This window comes from Bacillus sp. FSL R5-0560 (genome assembly GCF_037966305.1).
Taxonomy (GTDB): Bacteria; Bacillota; Bacilli; order Bacillales; family Bacillaceae; genus Bacillus; species Bacillus mojavensis.
In genome coordinates, this window is sequence record NZ_CP150195.1 from 1,295,869 (window position 1) to 1,311,104 (window position 15,236).

Genomic DNA, 15,236 nt, shown 5'->3' on the forward strand with positions numbered 1-15,236 from the left:
ATATGCAAAAAAATCCGGATCTCTGAAGACCCGGATGGTGTTTAATCCTTAATCATTTGCAAATGGGGAATGCCGGCATCGAGAAATTCCTCTTCAGACAGCACCCGATAGCCATGTTTTATGTAAAATGGCACTGCTTGTGTTTGCGCATTTAACATAAAACCGGAAGCACCGCCGTCTGCTGCCGCTTTTTCCAGCGCTTTCATAATGATGCCGCCGACACCGGCTGAGCGGTGGCTTTTTAAGACACAAATTCGCTCTAATTTGCCGTATCCGTTCTTTAGCCGCCATCTTCCGGCGCCGACCGGCTGATCTCCGTCATACACCACAATATGCTCTGATTCGTTTTCAAGCTCATCAATTTCTTCTTCAGCTGGTACGTTTTGTTCTTTGACAAAGACTTCTTTTCTTACATAAAATGCATCTTTCATTTGTTCTTCATTTTTTGCGATAACAGCTTCCAAATCGTTTATTCTCCTCCGCCTAACAGGAACGTTTCATACACCGTCCATGAACCGTTTTCCAATTGATACAAGAGATGAAAACGGTCAACGATTTCTTCATGAGATACTTCCTGCATTTTTAACTGCCCTAATACATCAGAATGCTCATCGTCGGAAAGGTTTTGGCCGACCGTCACATGCGGAACAAAATTGTATTCCTGATTACCAGCTAATACACCGGTGTAAAGTTTTTCATTCAGTGTTTTTAATTCTTCTGTCGGCTCAGCTTTAATGTAAATGACATTATTGACAGGTGCAAAAGAACTGTATTTGGTCATTTTGAGAACAATCGGATGAGATTCTTTAGCGATTTCTCTCAATTGTGATACCAATTCACCGGCTTCCTCTTCTGTAAATTCAAATGAAGATCTCAGCGTCAAATGAGGCGGGATCAGGGAATAGCTCGGATCATAGCGCTTTCTGTAAGAGTTCGCGAGATCTTGCAGTTTTTTTGATGGAAATAAAACGATTCCGTATTTCATAGTATGTCCCTCCTGAAAATAAAGTATGTTAGAGCATTTTTTTCAGAGCCGGCGTAATGAGCGGCTGCCAGTATGTCCACTTGTGGTCTCCATCAAATGGCTCAAAATAATAATCGGAAAGCTTCTCCTCCAAGAGCATTTTCAGCTCCTGATTCGGTTCTGTGAAGTCCAAAATATTGCCGTCTGTCGTATGGACATCTGTTTCTTTTGTTCCGATTTGGTGGTAAAGAGAGAGGTGTTTGATGTCGTCTGACTGTCTCACGGCATCTAATACATGTTGATCAACATAGGGAGACTGCATGATGATGTTCCCAAACATATTTGGATAATCAAGCGCTGTCATAAGAGAAACGGTCGCTCCGAGAGAATCACCGATCAGTGTCCGCCCGTAGCCGACTTGGTACGTCGGAAATTCATGGTCCGCAAAAGGAACTAGCTCGTGGGCAATAAATCGTTTATATGCCGAAAACTTAGAACCTTCCGGATGATAGGTTTTTCTGCGTTCTTTTACATCCTTGTAAGGAACACCGATAATAATGCTTCGGTCTATTTCTCTTTTAGACAGCAATTCCTCCACTTGTCTGCCGATTCTCCCCAGCCTGAAATAATCGTGGCCGTCCTGCGCGATAATAAGATGATATTTATAAAGAGGGGAGTAGTTTGACGGCAGATAAACGAGTACTGTCATTTCCTCGTTAAGCTCTTTTGAAAAGAGCTTCTTTTCTTGAACTGTGCCGTTTTTCGGTGCCATAATACATTCCTCCAGGACATCACTAGACTTTCTTGCATTTGAAATTATTGTACCATGAATTATTAGAAATTTCTCTCTTTAAACCGTTCGGAACTCGAAGAAAAAAGTATTGAAATAAACTGCAAATTGCGCTAATATAAAACAATCAGAAAATTGAAACCGATATTTCTTATCGTGAGAGGTGGAGGGACTGGCCCTTAGAAACCTCAGCAACCGGCTTGCTTTGCATATGCAAAGCGCCAAGGTGCTAAATCCAGCAAGCGTTTATTATGCTTGGAAGATAAGAAGAAGCGTTAAACCCCTTCTTCTTATGAAGAAGGGGTTTTTATTATGAAAAGGGAAGGTGTCAGCTATATGTCACAGCACGTTGAAACGAAATTAGCCCAAATCGGAAACCGAAGCGATGAAGTAACAGGAACAGTGAGTCCCCCTATTTATTTATCAACAGCATACCGCCACAGAGGGGTCGGTGAATCAACCGGATTTGATTATGTTCGGACAAAAAACCCGACACGCCAGCTTGTTGAGGACGCGATAGCCAGTTTAGAAAATGGAGCGAGAGGGCTTGCCTTCAGTTCGGGAATGGCAGCAATTCAAACGATTATGGCGCTGTTTAAAAGCGGGGATGAACTGATCGTTTCATCAGACTTGTATGGCGGCACGTACCGTCTGTTTGAAAATGAATGGAAAAAATACGGCTTGACCTTTTATTATGATGATTTCAATGATGAGGACTGTTTACGCTCCAAAATTACACCAAATACAAAAGCAGTGTTTGTGGAAACACCGACAAATCCGCTGATGCAGGAGGCGGACATTGAAAAAATCGCTCGGATTTCAAAAGAGCACGATCTTTTGGTGATTGTTGACAACACATTTTATACACCGGTATTGCAGCGTCCGCTTGAGCTTGGAGCCGACATTGTCATTCACAGCGCAACCAAATATTTAGGCGGGCATAACGATCTGCTTGCGGGTCTTGTCGTTGTCAAGGATGAACAGCTTGGAGAAGAAATGTTTCAGCATCAAAACGCCATCGGCGCCGTGCTGCCTCCGTTCGATTCATGGCTTCTGATGAGAGGAATGAAGACGCTCAGTCTCAGAATGCGCCAGCATCAGGCGAACGCTCAGGAGCTAGCGGCCTTTTTAGAGAAGCAAGAAGAAATCAAGGATGTGCTTTACCCGGGAAAAGGAGGCATGCTGTCCTTCCGTCTGCAAAAAGAAGAATGGGTGAATCCATTTTTAAAAGCACTGAAAACGATTTGCTTTGCAGAAAGCCTCGGCGGGGTGGAGAGCTTTATTACATATCCTGCCACACAGACACACATGGACATTCCTGAAGAGATCCGCATCGCAAACGGCGTCTGCAACCGTTTGCTGCGCTTCTCGGTCGGAATTGAGCATGCCGAAGATTTAAAAGAGGACCTAAAACAGGCGTTATGTCAGGTCAAAGAGGGAGCTGTTTCATATGAGTAATCATAATTGGACGCTGGAGACCCAGCTCGTGCACAATCCATTTAAAGCAGACGGCGCAACCGGGGCGGTCAGTGTACCGATCCAGCACGCCTCGACCTTCCACCAATCTTCATTTGAAGCGTTTGGCGCATATGATTACAGCCGCTCAGGCACGCCAACAAGAACAGCACTCGAAGAAACAATTGCCGCACTGGAAGGCGGAACGAGAGGATTTGCTTTCAGTTCAGGCATGGCTGCGATCTCAACAGCATTTTTACTTCTCTCACAGGGCGATCACGTTCTTGTGACAGAAGATGTATACGGCGGAACCTTCCGCATGGTGACAGAGGTTTTGACCCGTTTTGGCATTGAGCACACGTTTGTTGATATGACAGATATCAACGAAGTGGCGCGGAGTATCCAGCCAAACACAAAGGTCATTTACATGGAGACACCGTCAAATCCGACACTTGGGATTACTGATATTAAAGCGGTTGTCCAGCTTGCAAAAGAAAACGGCTGTCTGACCTTTCTGGATAATACATTTATGACACCGGCATTGCAGCGTCCGCTTGATCTCGGCGTGGATATTGTGCTTCATAGTGCAACAAAATTCCTGAGCGGACACAGCGATGTGCTGTCAGGCCTCGCTGCTGTCAAGGATGAAGAGCTTGGGAAGCAGCTATATAAGCTGCAAAACTCGTTCGGCGCCGTCCTTGGTGTGCAAGATTGCTGGCTCGTGCTGCGCGGCTTAAAAACATTACAGGTCCGTTTAGAAAAAGCGAGCCAAACAGCGCAGCGGCTTGCGGAATTTTTCCAGAAGCATCCGGCGGTGAAACGCGTGTATTACCCGGGGCTGTCTGATCATCCGGGCGCTGAAACTCATAAAGGCCAGTCGTCGGGAGCGGGTGCTGTGCTTTCCTTTGAGCTAGAAAGCAAGGAAGCTGTTCGGAAATTAGTAGAGAACGTGTCGCTGCCGGTCTTTGCTGTGAGCCTTGGCGCCGTGGAATCGATTTTGTCCTATCCGGCAACGATGTCTCATGCGGCAATGCCTAAGGAAGAACGCGAAAAACGAGGCATTACTGACGGCTTGCTCCGTCTCAGTGTGGGAGTTGAACATGCAGATGATTTAGAGCGCGATTTTGAACAAGCGCTGAAAGAAATCGCGCCAGTGGCGGTCCGTTAAAAAAGAAGCCGGCGATAGCCCGGCTTCTTTTTATTTTTCATCATCAGGATTGAGAATCGCCAGTACTTGATGATCCTCCCATTTTCCGTTGATTCTCACGTTTTTTCGGGCAATGCCCTCTTTATGAAATCCCGCTTTTTCTAATACGCGCATGGACCCCAGATTGCGAGGCATGACACCGGCTTCAATGCGATGAAGTTTTAACTCGTGGAACGCATAATCAACAACCAATCTGACCGCCTCAGTCATCAGGCCCTTTCCGTTATGTGCTTTGTCTAAAAAGTATCCAATAAACGCGCATTGCAGCGCTCCGCGGATCATTTGAAAAAGGGAAACCGTCCCGATTAATGTATGGTCTGTGTCTGTGAAGATGCCGAAGTGATACTCTTGGTCATTCTCCAGCCTTTGCTGATATTGTTCGATCCTTTTTCTCTGTCCTTCAATCGTATAGTAATCGTCTGCGCGAATCATGGAGAACTGTTCAAAAAATTCCCGGTTTTCGCTTTGCAGCCGAAGATTCTCTTCAGCATCTTCTGTTTCTAAAGGTCTTATATAAATAGTATGTCCTTTTAACATACAGTAATCTCTCCGTTCTCTCGTCAGCAATTTCTTTTACATAATATTCTAAGGAAAGTATAGAAATCCTTTACAAAAAGGAAGAAAACCAATTTCCCATAAAGGTGCCAACATAATTGCCGATCAAGTAGCCGAGTGTGCCGACCAGCATAATTGGCGCAACAAGCTCTCGCCACCCTTTGGCAATCGCCATCGCAGCAGCTGTCGTAGGGCCGCCGACTGTGGCGTTTACGGCAAGCAGAATTTCCTCAAGGCGCACGCGGAACAATTTACCGACAGCTAAGGAAACCGCTAAATTGCTGATGGCAATGATAAAGACAAATAAGAGAATAAGAGGCGCATTTGTAATGATTAATCGGAGATCTGCAGGAATACCAATTACCACAAAAAACAAATAAATCAAGTAGGTGCCAAGTTCCTGAGATCCATTGAGCCCTTCAAAAAAACGAGGGAACAAAAAGATGATGAGAACAGATAGAGACGTCAACACAAGGTACTGATCGCCAAGCGTCCCGGTCAAAAGAGGATGGGAAAACGTAATTTTGAAATAGCCGGAAATCTTAACACTTACCGCAACAAGGGCAAAAGCAGCTCCGGCATTAAAGGCAATATCCTTTAATGAAATGTCCCTCCGCTTCCAATAGCTTTCCGCGCTGTTATCACTGTTTCCTTCTGCTTTTGCCTTATCTTCAAACGGCATCGCATAATGCCGGCGAAACCATTTGAGTGCGGGAATGCTGATTAAAATAAAAAACAACAGCGCCATCATAAAGTTATCTGCCACAACCGTTGCCGACACATATTCGCCCGGTGTCTCAAATTTTGCAGCCATCGCCGCAAAATTAATCCCTCCGCCGATATAAGAGGCACTGATCATTCCGCCGATCTTGTCTAGATAGGGAATATGCTGTTTTAATAGAAAAAAAGCGGCGATGCTGCCAAACACTGTCCCTAAGGTACTTATAAGAAAAATAAACAGCAAACGCCTGCTTTCCTTAAATATCTGCCGCACATTGATCTGAAACAGCAACAGAGGAATCGCAAGCGGCACCACATAAGACCACACAGTATCATATACAGGCGATTCAACAGGAAGCACTCCGATATTTGTAAACACCATAGCACCTAAAAGCGCGATGATAGCGCCAGACACAGCGGACGCCCACTTAAAGCGCTGCTCCAGCCCGATGCTCACCGCTGCCCACACCGCAATAAACCCCCACAGCACCCAAACATCATCAGAAGAAATCAAAGAATGCAAAACTCATCACCTCAATTATTAGAAAATTAAGACATATTATAAAGGCCTGAGGAAAGAACAGCAAGTCCGGACAAAAAAAGTTTTTCTGAAAAAGCAGTTGACGAATAGAAGGGAAGGTAATATAATAGAACTTGTCAGAAAGACAACAACATACCCAGCAACACATACATATCATGATTCCGTAGCTCAGCTGGGAGAGCGCTACCTTGACAGGGTAGAGGTCGCTGGTTCGAGCCCAGTCGGAATCATAGCTTAAACCCTTGCGTAGCAAGGGTTTTTTACTTTGCTTATTTATTGATTTTGTCATCATTAATCGAGTTGGGGACGAATTGGGGACGAAATTATTTTTTTGAGTTGATTTTGAAGGGGAATTCAAAATCAACTCTGTCTTTGTGCTAGGTTTCTAGGATCGAACTGGTTAAAGTGTTTTACTGTGCTATTTTCGAGTTTCTCGGTAACATGACCATAAATATCACTAGTTGTTCGAGCACTGGCATGTCCAGCTCTTCTTTGAATAGCACTGAGACTTTCGCCAGCTTCCATAAGGAGAGCCACCATAGTATGCCGCAAGTCATGAAGACGAACATCTTTTAGGCCGTACTTCTTTTTTATTTTAGTCCATTTTGCGGTAGGGGTTGTATAGTAGTAAGGTTTTCCTTTCCCACTGTGAAATACATATTGATGTTCTCCGCCTTCCCAGGCATCGCCAAGTAACAATTTTTCCTTTTTCCATATGCGATAATATTTTGCCAACTCTTCCATATAAAAATCAGGCATTTTAACGAATCGTTGAGAACTTTTTGACTTTGGGCTTTTGACGTGAGGCTCTCCGTTAATTGTTTTAGAAATTGATCTATTTACGTATATTCCACCTTTGTCCCAATCTACATCCAAGTGCCACTCACAAGCAAGAGCTTCTCCTCTACGAAGCCCCCCGATCAAGGCTGCAAGATAATATAAGCGCCATTTAATATCTATTTCATACAACACTTTAATACATTCAGCTGCTTCTTCCGATTCAAGAAATTTCATTTCCTTATTCTCAGCTTCAGGTGAACTCAATCCTTCCATAGGATCATCTTTTATCAATTTCCATTCCTCTGTTGCGGTTTTAAACAATGCTTGCAGAATTTTAAATATATCTTTGATTGTTTGATCTCCTAATCCGCCAGGCTTCCCATCTTTTCTAGCTCCATCTTTAGATAAATCATCAATAAAATCAACAATATGAAGACTTTTTATTTTGTCTATTTTTTTATGACCTAATGCTGGGAGGATGTGATTGTTTAAGTGATTTGAATACTTAACAGATGTTGTATAAGAGTAAGGTTTTCCATTTTTATTAAAGAGTTTCTTTTCAACCCATTTCTCCGCAAATGATTCAAAGGTAGCTTTTTCAGGAGCAATATACTCGCCGGCCTCTACTTCAATTCTGAAACGGTGCAGCTGATCTTCGAGATACTCCTGTAATTTCCGTTTAGACTTTAATATTTTTGGATCTTCGATACGGATCGATTTCTTTTTTCTATCTCTTTTACCGTTTGCGTCATAACCATTTTCGACTATTAATCTAAAAGATTTTTCACTGCGTCTTTCAATACTAGCCATGTGGCTACCTCCTTGTCTAAATTAATTTGCTTGATAGAGCTTTTGATGCCAGAGAATAGAAAACTGTTTTCTTTTGTACATTTCAAGCCGTTTAGCTGCGAAAGGGTATGTGACGTTAAAGGTATCCCCAATTAACTTTATAGCCTCCGATTGCATGCACGGCAACGAAATCTTTTCGAGCATGAATGTCGGTACACAAAAGTGATACATGAAACTATTGGCTTGATATTCTTGAAGCTCTCTAAACATTCTGTTCATATTAAATTGGTTTCCGGCATGCTTCAGTACGTGGGCGAGTTCGTGAACGAAGTCTTGCCATTGCTCTTGTGGTGAAGCACTAATATCCAAAACCATGCTATAAAGCCCATTGATACAAAACATGCTGCTATTAGCTTTCTCATAATGAATCCATATCTTAAAAGCAGCGGCAATGCGTTCAAGATCTATATCCTCGGGAGTAAGCATATTTAATTTTGTATAAATCTTTTTTACTTCTTCTTCTAGATGTGATAACTGGATTGCCATAATAAACACCGCCGTATGGGAATGTATGTTCTGTTTTTGGTGTGAAAGAAAAGCCCAAACCGGGCTTATTTTATTTGGTCTCTTAGAATAGATACTATTCTATCAAGAGAATGTTCATCAATATTTCTAATGGTGCGCTTGCTACTCATTCCAAGCTTACCTTTGATTTTCAAATGGAGAATTCCCAATTGCATTGTAGCCATTCCCAATGGATTTGGGGCAATGTCAAAGTCAACTTCTTTGATACTTTTAAATTCAACAACTTCAGTATCGGCACCACCGAAAATACCGCCTTTCATAATGACAAATAAAAGTTTCTTTTCAGTGATAACCATAAAACCAAATTTAGTCAACTTCGGATCGGCAGAAGTTATATGTAGAATCTTTTCCTTTTTACCAACTTCTTTTTTTAAAGCTTTAATTGCATATTCGTAAAACTTTCTTTCTGATTTAGGGAATTCTTGAATGATAGATTCAAGCTCTTTAAGAAATATTGGATAGTCTATGATTCCATACTTATAGTTTAGTTTTTGAAATTTTTGTGCCATCACTAATCTCCTCTATTCATCGCTCACAAGCATAGTTATCATGATCACGATCCATTTTCGATTGGTATGCTGGATGTGAACTCGGAACACCATTAGGATATTTTTTTCTTAGTTCAGTGCAGTTCGCAAAGCTCTCTGATCCACCTGACGAAGTAGCAGAAGAAGCTGGAACATCAGCTGTATCGTTAACAGTTTCTGCCGAACTAGCAGTTGAATCTTTTGAAGTTGATGGCTGTGATGTAGATTGTTTAGAAGTAGTATCTTTTTTTACAGCGGTTGTTTTTTGTTTAACACATCCATTAAATCCTTTATCAGTCACGTATCCATTTTTACTCCAAATGGATAATTTCTCTGTTTTTGCTTGCTGTTCGTCTTTTTCAAATTGATCTATGTATTTTGTGTTTGGTTCGTACACATAGGCTACTCTTGCTAGACCTTCTTTTAATAATGTTTCTTGTACTGATTTACCGTCTACATAAACGTAAGCAAGCATTCTTCCATATTTGTCTCTTTGGTCACCTTTATCAAACTCTAATTGTAGTTTGCCATTGCTAACTAACTCTTTGTTCCTCTTAGAGGCATCCTCTCCATAAGGCTGAACACATGAATTAGGTTTTTTTGTTTCTGGCGTATCAACCAACAGGTAACGAACTGTTTCAGATTTCCCTTTAAATTTAACCTTAATTGTGTCTCCATCGATTGACTTTTCTAGAGTAACGTCAACTAAATTCTTTTTATTTTCTGTGCTTTTGGCTGAATTCGAATTAGATTTGCTCGTCTCATTTGATTGTTTTTCAACTGTCTGTTGTGATGACTCTGTGTTTTTTTCAGAAGTTGTTGTGGAGCCGCAAGCAGTCAGTGAAAGGCTTAATGTTAAAACTCCTACACCTAGCAACCATTTTTTCAATTGTAATTTCCCCTTTTATAATGAAGTGCATTCTCTTTCTCTGTATCGACCAAATTAAGGGTCATTTTACTTTTTTTATCTGTTTTTTGGTTATCAAACCCTTAATAGTTAACCTCAAAAATTGCGGTTGAAAGTAAAAATAACCTCAAAGAATACCTCAAAATTTGAGGTTGAAATGGTTTCAACTGAATAGTTCACCTCAAATTTTGAGGCGAAATGTTCAGCATTAATTAAACTAAACAAAACAATAATAATAAATAAAGATAAAGCATTTGTTATGTAATTATTTTTTGCTTCTGTTTACTTATCAGATGAATTTGGAATTTTACGTCCTTTTGCTTTTTCCTTCTCTTTTAGGTAGTTGATAAAATCTATAGTTTGTCTACGGGCTTCCTCAGAAAAGTCCGCTGCTTCTTTAAAGGCAATTTGAAGGTCAGGATCATCTGTAACATTGTAAGGAGTCTTTTCTTCTTTGACCACAGGCTTTGTATTAGAGTAACCCAATAAATAATCGGTTGTTACTTCAAAGAAGTCGGCTATCTTTTTTAATGTTTCATAATCAGGCTGTCTATTTCCGATTTCATACTGAGACAAAGATGAACGTGTAATCTTCAATTTATCTGCTAAGCCCTGCTGTGTAAGCTTTTTACTTTTTCGTAGTTCGACTAAACGGTCACTTAACATAATTAACTCCAACTTTCTTGTGACATTTTGATCCAATCACAATTATAAGACACATTATGTAGCAAAATAAACAATTGCCACAAAAAGTTGCAAAAGGATATTGACAGCCACAAAGTGTAGCATTATACTTTAGTTGAGTTGTTACTAATTGTGGCAAAAGTGAGGTGAGAAGTTTGGAAAACGTTAACGAAAGAAAACTCCTTTCAAACATTAGAAAATCAATAGGTTCACAACAGATAGTCGCTGATGATCTGAAAATATCGAGACAATATTTAAGTGCTTTAGAAACTGGTGAAAGAAATCCAACAGTAAAATTAATGGTCAAAATGTCTAAGTACTTCAACGTAAGTGAAAAAGAACTATTTCCCGATCTTTTTTTTGAAATTGAATGCGACGATTCGTTGCAAAGAACATATACAGCATAGGAGGTTACGAAATGACTCGCAACACAATGACCGTGCAGGAAGCTGCTGAATACCTCGGTGTTCACCACGACACGATTTACACAATGGTTCGTGAAAAAGAAATTCCTCACTTCCGAGTGCGCACACGTATTTTCTTCACTAAGCACAATATAGATGCTTGGATCGAAGCGCAGGAACAAGCAAATATGAAGGAGGCACTATAGAGTGAATCAACTCGTTTTTATTGAAGGCAACCAAGTTGTAACAGATAGTCTTACTGTCGCAGAAGTCTTCGGAAAACGTCATGACACGGTTTTGCGTGACATCAGAAACCTTGATTCTAGTAAAGAATTTAATCTCCACAATTTTGCGGAGGTTGAGTACCAGGACAATAAAAACCGCACTTATAAAAAATATCTAATCAAACGTGATGGACTCACATTTTTAGTTTTTGGTTATACAGGCGCAAAGGCAGCGATATTCAAAGAAAAATACATTGCGGAATTTAACCGCATGGAAGCAGAGTTGCAAAAAATGACTCAGCCGTCCTACATGATCGAAGATCCAGTCAGCCGAGCAAAGCGATGGATCAGCGAGCAGGAAGAACGGCAGCAACTTGAACAAACATTGAAGATTCAAGAACCATTAGTCAACTTTGCACAGAGTTGTATGGCATCAGAAAGATCAATGCTTGTTCGTGAACTGGAAAAGCTTGCATGTAAAAACGGCATTGTTATCGGTGAGAAACGGCTCTTTCAGAAGCTGCGCGAATGGAAGATGATCATGGCCAACAGAAATGAGCCATACCAGGAATATATCGAGCGTGGTTACTTTGAAATCGCACAGGGGGTGCGAGATGTAAACGGCACGCCAAAGTCCTGGCTGACAATGCGCATCACTCCGAAGGGACAAGCCTTCATCATCAATAAGCTGAAACAGCAAGCGAGCTAGTTCCTTCATTACTTAAATTTTACCATCTAAAACTAAATATATCAGGGGGCGAACTTATGTCGAACAATCCATACAATATGGACAATTTACCAAGTATTCTCAGGCGGGAACGCAAAAGGGCGAAATTGTCGCAATACCAAATTGGCAAGGTTATCGGGAAAAGAGATCAATCGTATGTTTCGAATGTCGAAAACGGTATTTTTCCTTTAACACCTGAATTGTGTATCAAGTGGTTTGAAGCTTGCGGGGCTTATGAACATATCGATCTCGTACATTTCTTATTTAAGCTTCATCCAACAGCAGCGGCGCCTATTGACCCAGCGTTAAATGAGAGCGCAAGTAGCGCAGTTATCAATATGATTCATCAGCTCGAAGAGGCATTACAAGCTACAAAGCATTTGGCGCGCTGGCTGGCAAATGATCGGCCCGGAAGGTCAGATGATTTACCGATGGGAGATATTAAACAGATATTCGATCTGATCCCAGCAAATAAAACACTGATTTATTCGTTAGTGCGGAGTCATGGACTGAATATGCAAGAACTGGCTGACAGGTGGACACGTAAGGCATTAATGGATCGAGTTGCAATGGCAAAACAAGAAGAAAGAAAGGCGGTATTAGTATGAAAACCAATCAATTTTTAAAGGCAGATGTAGAGTCAGCTGCAAGAAAAATCGAATCAGCCGAAGAGCTTTCAATCATGTTGTTAGAGGCTTTACGTGATGGTGATTATGAAGAGGCAATCAGTCTCGCTGGGAGTATCAAAGTTCTTACTGAGGATATCAGCCGACTGGCTAATAAAGGTCGATTGTATGAAACAGCTATGAAAATGCAACAGCGGGGCATCAATTTGGCAGTGATAAGTAGGTGTTTTGGATGAATCTCAGAAAATTTGAGCTCGCGGCAAGCTTCTTGCGACATGCCCAAAACGCGAAATATTCAGAGGAAGAGATCAAAGGTGCCGTGAGTATTCTTCATAAGGAATTTTACTCTTTAGAGAATGCAATCGACAGTCTTGCAAAACTTGCTAAAGCAAACGAAGGAGCTGAGGAAAATGGAAGTCGAGAACCCAATGATCCTAAACAATTGGCACGACAGACTGACTGAGCCAGAAACACAAAAGGATTTTTTCGGGGATGAAGTAACACCAGTTGATGATTATGTAATCGATTGCGGCGCGGTGATCTTGAGAGAGAACCTCGATCGTTATCTGAGGGAACAGCTTGGTTTCAAATTTAAAAATGAGCAATAAAAAAGCCCACTCTGGCAAGTGGACTCGGTAAGGCGTTTTGAAATTGATTGATTACTTAATTATACCAAAACGCCTCATAAAAATCAATGGAGGTTTTATACATGGCTAAAGCAGTTAAAGTGGCATTCAGCGAGCGTGCAGAGGATCAGCAACGTTTAAGACAGGTCGGTGGTTCGATTGTGTTCAGTAAGGGCAAACCACAATTCCAATTCCCTTCAATGGACCATTACCGGGAATGGCAGCGGCTTGACGCGGAAGAGTACAAGAGAAAGGTGGGGCTGGTCTGATGCAAGCAGAGGTTTTCTCGACAGCGGACATGAGTCGGGACGAATGGCTTCTTGAGCGACGGAAGGGCATAGGCGGTTCTGATGCTTCCGTTATTTTAGGCATAAACAAATGGCAAACACCGTTTGAATTGTGGCTAGACAAAACAGGTCAGGTACCTGTAAGCGAATCAGGCAGTGAAGCAGCATACTTTGGCTCGCTTCTTGAAGACGTTGTTGCAAAAGAGTTTGAGATTCGTAGCGGCAAAAAAGTTAGACGGAGAAAAGCGATGCTCAGGCATCCCAAGCACGATTTTATACTGGCGAATGTTGACCGAATGATTGTTGGTGAAAAAGCCATTTTGGAGTGCAAAACCACGTCGGCATACAACTTGAAAGAGTGGGAAGATGACGAGATTCCCGACAGCTATATTGTTCAGGTCCAGCATTATCTAGGAGTGCTGGGGCCTGAATATAAAAAAGCGTACTTCGCCGTCCTAATCGGCGGCAACAAATTCATTTGGAAAGAGATTGAGCGTGATGACGAGCTCATTGCGATGATCTTTCAAGCTGAGATTGAATTTTGGAATGAAAATGTATTGAGCGGACAGGCCCCTGTGCTTGATGGTTCGAGTGCAGCAGAAGAATATCTCAAGCAACGTTATGCCGAGGCAGAGGGCGGTAAAGTCGTTGATCTCACTTCAGCTAATAAAACACGCATTCAGCAATATTTGCAGCTCAAAGATCAGATCAATGAACTTCAATTGCAGGCTAAGGAATTAGAAAACCAGATCAAACACGAAATGAAGGAAGCAGAATACGGCTTCATCGGAAACTATCAAACTAGCTGGAAGTCAGTTTCAACTAATCGGATTGACTCAAAGAAACTCAAAGAGCAGTTTCCTGATGTATACGAGAAAGTCACTAAAGAAGTTCAATTTAGACGCTTTGGAATCAAGGAGGTTAGCTAAATATGGCTACAAATCAATCGCTGAAAAGCAATATCCAGAAGAAACAAAACAGTGCTCCAGCACAACAGCAAGGAACAACGATGAAAGGTCTGCTTTCTTCTCCGGCAGTCATGAATCGTTTCGAAGAAGTTCTAGGGAAAAGGGCTTCCCAATTCACAGCGTCAATTCTGAGCCTTTACAACGGTGAAAAGATGCTCCAGAAGGCAGAGCCTATGAGCGTGATTTCATCGGCTATGGTAGCTGCTACGCTTGATCTGCCAGTTGATAAGAACTTAGGATATGCCTGGATTGTTCCGTATGGCGGCCGTGCCCAATTCCAGCTTGGATACAAGGGGTACATTCAGCTGGCTTTGCGTACAGGCCAGTATAAATTCATCAATTGCATACCGGTCCATGAAGGAGAATTGCAAAAGTGGAACCCATTAACCGAGGAAATAGAAATTGATTTTGAAAAACGGGAATCAGATGCGGTTATTGGTTACGCTGCTTACTTCGAACTTTTAAACGGTTTCCGGAAAACAGTGTATTGGACAAAGGCGCAAGTTGAAAAGCATAAAAAGAAATTTAGTAAGTCGGACTTCGGCTGGAAAAACGATTGGGATGCAATGGCATTAAAAACTGTTTTGAAAGCGATTCTGAGTAAATGGGGCATCTTGTCAGTGGAAATGCAGAAGGCTGTCATTGAGGACGATGAGGCACGAGAGCGCATTGACATCACTGACGAAATGTCTGAGCCAGAAATCATTGACGCAGAAGTATCAGAGGAAAAACCAAGCGCGCAGGATGCCGATCCTTTTGATGGCAAGCCTGTAGACATCAGTGACGATGACCTCCCATTTGATTAAGGTTAGCATCCCCTTCTGTTACAAGTGGCTAGCGGAAGGGGCGCCGAATCGTGCGCAGCTGTTT

General features: G+C 41.8%; 21 protein-coding genes, 1 tRNA gene and 1 riboswitch. Of the genes, 12 read left to right on the forward strand and 10 right to left on the reverse strand.

What is annotated here, in order from left to right; genetic code table 11:
* Positions 1-41: 41 nt before the first annotated feature.
* The 3 genes from NST56_RS06530 to NST56_RS06540 are packed head-to-tail and all read right to left on the reverse strand — an operon-like array spanning position 42 to position 1,736.
* The gene (locus tag NST56_RS06530; protein ID WP_168747443.1) at positions 42-464 is read right to left on the reverse strand and encodes a GNAT family N-acetyltransferase; all 423 of its coding nucleotides are present in this window, start codon (positions 462-464) and stop codon (positions 42-44) included.
* Positions 465-469: 5 nt separating this feature from the next.
* Positions 470-985, reverse strand: coding sequence for a YjcG family protein (locus NST56_RS06535; RefSeq protein WP_010333788.1), 516 nt, complete (start codon positions 983-985; stop codon positions 470-472).
* A gap of 28 nt (positions 986-1,013) precedes the next feature.
* The gene (locus NST56_RS06540; RefSeq protein ID WP_168747444.1) at positions 1,014-1,736 is read right to left on the reverse strand and encodes an esterase family protein; all 723 of its coding nucleotides are present in this window, start codon (positions 1,734-1,736) and stop codon (positions 1,014-1,016) included.
* Positions 1,737-1,902: 166 nt separating this feature from the next.
* Positions 1,903-2,023, forward strand: a riboswitch (SAM riboswitch).
* 67 nt (positions 2,024-2,090) lie between these two features.
* Here NST56_RS06540 and metI point away from each other — a divergent pair.
* Entirely contained in the window at positions 2,091-3,212 is a 1,122-nt protein-coding gene (gene metI, locus NST56_RS06545) for a cystathionine gamma-synthase/O-acetylhomoserine thiolyase (protein ID WP_339182108.1), read from the forward strand.
* On the forward strand, positions 3,205-4,377 hold the full coding sequence (gene metC / locus NST56_RS06550) for a cystathionine beta-lyase (RefSeq protein ID WP_339180803.1): 1,173 nt from the start codon (positions 3,205-3,207) through the stop codon (positions 4,375-4,377). Before metI ends, metC begins: the two co-directional genes overlap by 8 nt.
* 30 nt (positions 4,378-4,407) lie before the next feature.
* Here metC and NST56_RS06555 read toward each other — a convergent pair whose 3' ends face one another.
* Positions 4,408-4,953 (reverse strand): GNAT family protein, encoded by a 546-nt coding sequence (locus NST56_RS06555; protein ID WP_339180806.1) that lies wholly within the window; start codon positions 4,951-4,953, stop codon positions 4,408-4,410.
* A 70-nt stretch (positions 4,954-5,023) separates the two neighbouring features.
* On the reverse strand, positions 5,024-6,214 hold the full coding sequence (locus NST56_RS06560) for a DUF819 family protein (protein ID WP_339180809.1): 1,191 nt from the start codon (positions 6,212-6,214) through the stop codon (positions 5,024-5,026).
* Between the two features lie 175 nt (positions 6,215-6,389).
* On the opposite strand from NST56_RS06560, the gene NST56_RS06565 reads away from it, so the two are divergent.
* Positions 6,390-6,462, forward strand: a tRNA-Val gene (locus NST56_RS06565).
* Positions 6,463-6,592: 130 nt separating this feature from the next.
* Here the strand turns inward: NST56_RS06565 and NST56_RS06570 are convergent.
* The 5 genes from NST56_RS06570 to NST56_RS06590 all read right to left on the reverse strand — a co-directional run bounded on the left by NST56_RS06570 (position 6,593) and on the right by NST56_RS06590 (position 10,486).
* Positions 6,593-7,822 (reverse strand): site-specific integrase, encoded by a 1,230-nt coding sequence (locus tag NST56_RS06570; protein ID WP_339180812.1) that lies wholly within the window; start codon positions 7,820-7,822, stop codon positions 6,593-6,595.
* 21 nt (positions 7,823-7,843) lie between these two features.
* Positions 7,844-8,347, reverse strand: coding sequence for an ImmA/IrrE family metallo-endopeptidase (locus tag NST56_RS06575; RefSeq protein WP_095713598.1), 504 nt, complete (start codon positions 8,345-8,347; stop codon positions 7,844-7,846).
* Positions 8,348-8,412: 65 nt separating this feature from the next.
* Positions 8,413-8,895: a PH domain-containing protein gene (locus NST56_RS06580; RefSeq protein WP_095713597.1), complete on the reverse strand. Its 483-nt coding sequence runs from the start codon at positions 8,893-8,895 to the stop codon at positions 8,413-8,415.
* Positions 8,896-8,911: 16 nt separating this feature from the next.
* Positions 8,912-9,802, reverse strand: a complete 891-nt coding sequence (locus tag NST56_RS06585; protein WP_339180823.1) for a thermonuclease family protein — start codon at positions 9,800-9,802, stop codon at positions 8,912-8,914.
* A gap of 300 nt (positions 9,803-10,102) precedes the next feature.
* Positions 10,103-10,486 (reverse strand): helix-turn-helix transcriptional regulator, encoded by a 384-nt coding sequence (locus NST56_RS06590; RefSeq protein WP_326223668.1) that lies wholly within the window; start codon positions 10,484-10,486, stop codon positions 10,103-10,105.
* A gap of 173 nt (positions 10,487-10,659) precedes the next feature.
* Here NST56_RS06590 and NST56_RS06595 point away from each other — a divergent pair, with 173 nt between their 5' ends.
* The 9 genes from NST56_RS06595 (at position 10,660) to NST56_RS06635 (ending at position 15,172) form a co-directional block, all read left to right on the forward strand.
* Entirely contained in the window at positions 10,660-10,911 is a 252-nt protein-coding gene (locus tag NST56_RS06595) for a helix-turn-helix transcriptional regulator (RefSeq protein ID WP_326223669.1), read from the forward strand.
* 11 nt (positions 10,912-10,922) lie between these two features.
* A complete protein-coding gene (locus NST56_RS06600) occupies positions 10,923-11,114 on the forward strand; it encodes a helix-turn-helix domain-containing protein (protein WP_061188386.1) in 192 nt (63 codons plus the stop codon).
* A 1-nt stretch (position 11,115) separates the two neighbouring features.
* Complete coding sequence (locus tag NST56_RS06605) at positions 11,116-11,841, forward strand: phage regulatory protein/antirepressor Ant (protein ID WP_339180832.1); 726 nt, start codon at positions 11,116-11,118, stop codon at positions 11,839-11,841.
* Positions 11,842-11,897: 56 nt separating this feature from the next.
* Complete coding sequence (locus NST56_RS06610; protein WP_061188388.1) at positions 11,898-12,467, forward strand: helix-turn-helix transcriptional regulator; 570 nt, start codon at positions 11,898-11,900, stop codon at positions 12,465-12,467.
* Complete coding sequence (locus NST56_RS06615) at positions 12,464-12,721, forward strand: YqaH family protein (protein ID WP_095713590.1); 258 nt, start codon at positions 12,464-12,466, stop codon at positions 12,719-12,721. The genes NST56_RS06610 and NST56_RS06615 overlap by 4 nt, the downstream gene beginning before the upstream one ends.
* A gap of 174 nt (positions 12,722-12,895) precedes the next feature.
* Complete coding sequence (locus NST56_RS06620; protein ID WP_095713588.1) at positions 12,896-13,093, forward strand: hypothetical protein; 198 nt, start codon at positions 12,896-12,898, stop codon at positions 13,091-13,093.
* Positions 13,094-13,194: 101 nt separating this feature from the next.
* Positions 13,195-13,380, forward strand: coding sequence for a hypothetical protein (locus NST56_RS06625; RefSeq protein WP_095713587.1), 186 nt, complete (start codon positions 13,195-13,197; stop codon positions 13,378-13,380).
* Positions 13,380-14,327, forward strand: coding sequence for a YqaJ viral recombinase family protein (locus tag NST56_RS06630; RefSeq protein ID WP_339180840.1), 948 nt, complete (start codon positions 13,380-13,382; stop codon positions 14,325-14,327). The genes NST56_RS06625 and NST56_RS06630 overlap by 1 nt, the downstream gene beginning before the upstream one ends.
* Positions 14,328-14,329: 2 nt before the next feature.
* The gene (locus NST56_RS06635; RefSeq protein WP_033884309.1) at positions 14,330-15,172 is read left to right on the forward strand and encodes a recombinase RecT; all 843 of its coding nucleotides are present in this window, start codon (positions 14,330-14,332) and stop codon (positions 15,170-15,172) included.
* Positions 15,173-15,236 lie beyond the last annotated feature (64 nt).

Coding starts and splice junctions, on each gene's coding strand:
- NST56_RS06535 (WP_010333788.1), bottom strand. CDS start 985: ATGAAATACGGAATCGTTTTATTTCCATCAAAAAAACTGCAAGATCTC.
- NST56_RS06540 (WP_168747444.1), bottom strand. CDS start 1,736: ATGGCACCGAAAAACGGCACAGTTCAAGAAAAGAAGCTCTTTTCAAAA.
- metI (WP_339182108.1), top strand. CDS start 2,091: ATGTCACAGCACGTTGAAACGAAATTAGCCCAAATCGGAAACCGAAGC.
- metC (WP_339180803.1), top strand. CDS start 3,205: ATGAGTAATCATAATTGGACGCTGGAGACCCAGCTCGTGCACAATCCA.
- NST56_RS06555 (WP_339180806.1), bottom strand. CDS start 4,953: ATGTTAAAAGGACATACTATTTATATAAGACCTTTAGAAACAGAAGAT.
- NST56_RS06570 (WP_339180812.1), bottom strand. CDS start 7,822: ATGGCTAGTATTGAAAGACGCAGTGAAAAATCTTTTAGATTAATAGTC.
- NST56_RS06575 (WP_095713598.1), bottom strand. CDS start 8,347: ATGGCAATCCAGTTATCACATCTAGAAGAAGAAGTAAAAAAGATTTAT.
- NST56_RS06580 (WP_095713597.1), bottom strand. CDS start 8,895: ATGGCACAAAAATTTCAAAAACTAAACTATAAGTATGGAATCATAGAC.
- NST56_RS06590 (WP_326223668.1), bottom strand. CDS start 10,486: ATGTTAAGTGACCGTTTAGTCGAACTACGAAAAAGTAAAAAGCTTACA.
- NST56_RS06600 (WP_061188386.1), top strand. CDS start 10,923: ATGACTCGCAACACAATGACCGTGCAGGAAGCTGCTGAATACCTCGGT.
- NST56_RS06610 (WP_061188388.1), top strand. CDS start 11,898: ATGTCGAACAATCCATACAATATGGACAATTTACCAAGTATTCTCAGG.
- NST56_RS06615 (WP_095713590.1), top strand. CDS start 12,464: ATGAAAACCAATCAATTTTTAAAGGCAGATGTAGAGTCAGCTGCAAGA.
- NST56_RS06620 (WP_095713588.1), top strand. CDS start 12,896: ATGGAAGTCGAGAACCCAATGATCCTAAACAATTGGCACGACAGACTG.
- NST56_RS06625 (WP_095713587.1), top strand. CDS start 13,195: ATGGCTAAAGCAGTTAAAGTGGCATTCAGCGAGCGTGCAGAGGATCAG.
- NST56_RS06630 (WP_339180840.1), top strand. CDS start 13,380: ATGCAAGCAGAGGTTTTCTCGACAGCGGACATGAGTCGGGACGAATGG.
- NST56_RS06635 (WP_033884309.1), top strand. CDS start 14,330: ATGGCTACAAATCAATCGCTGAAAAGCAATATCCAGAAGAAACAAAAC.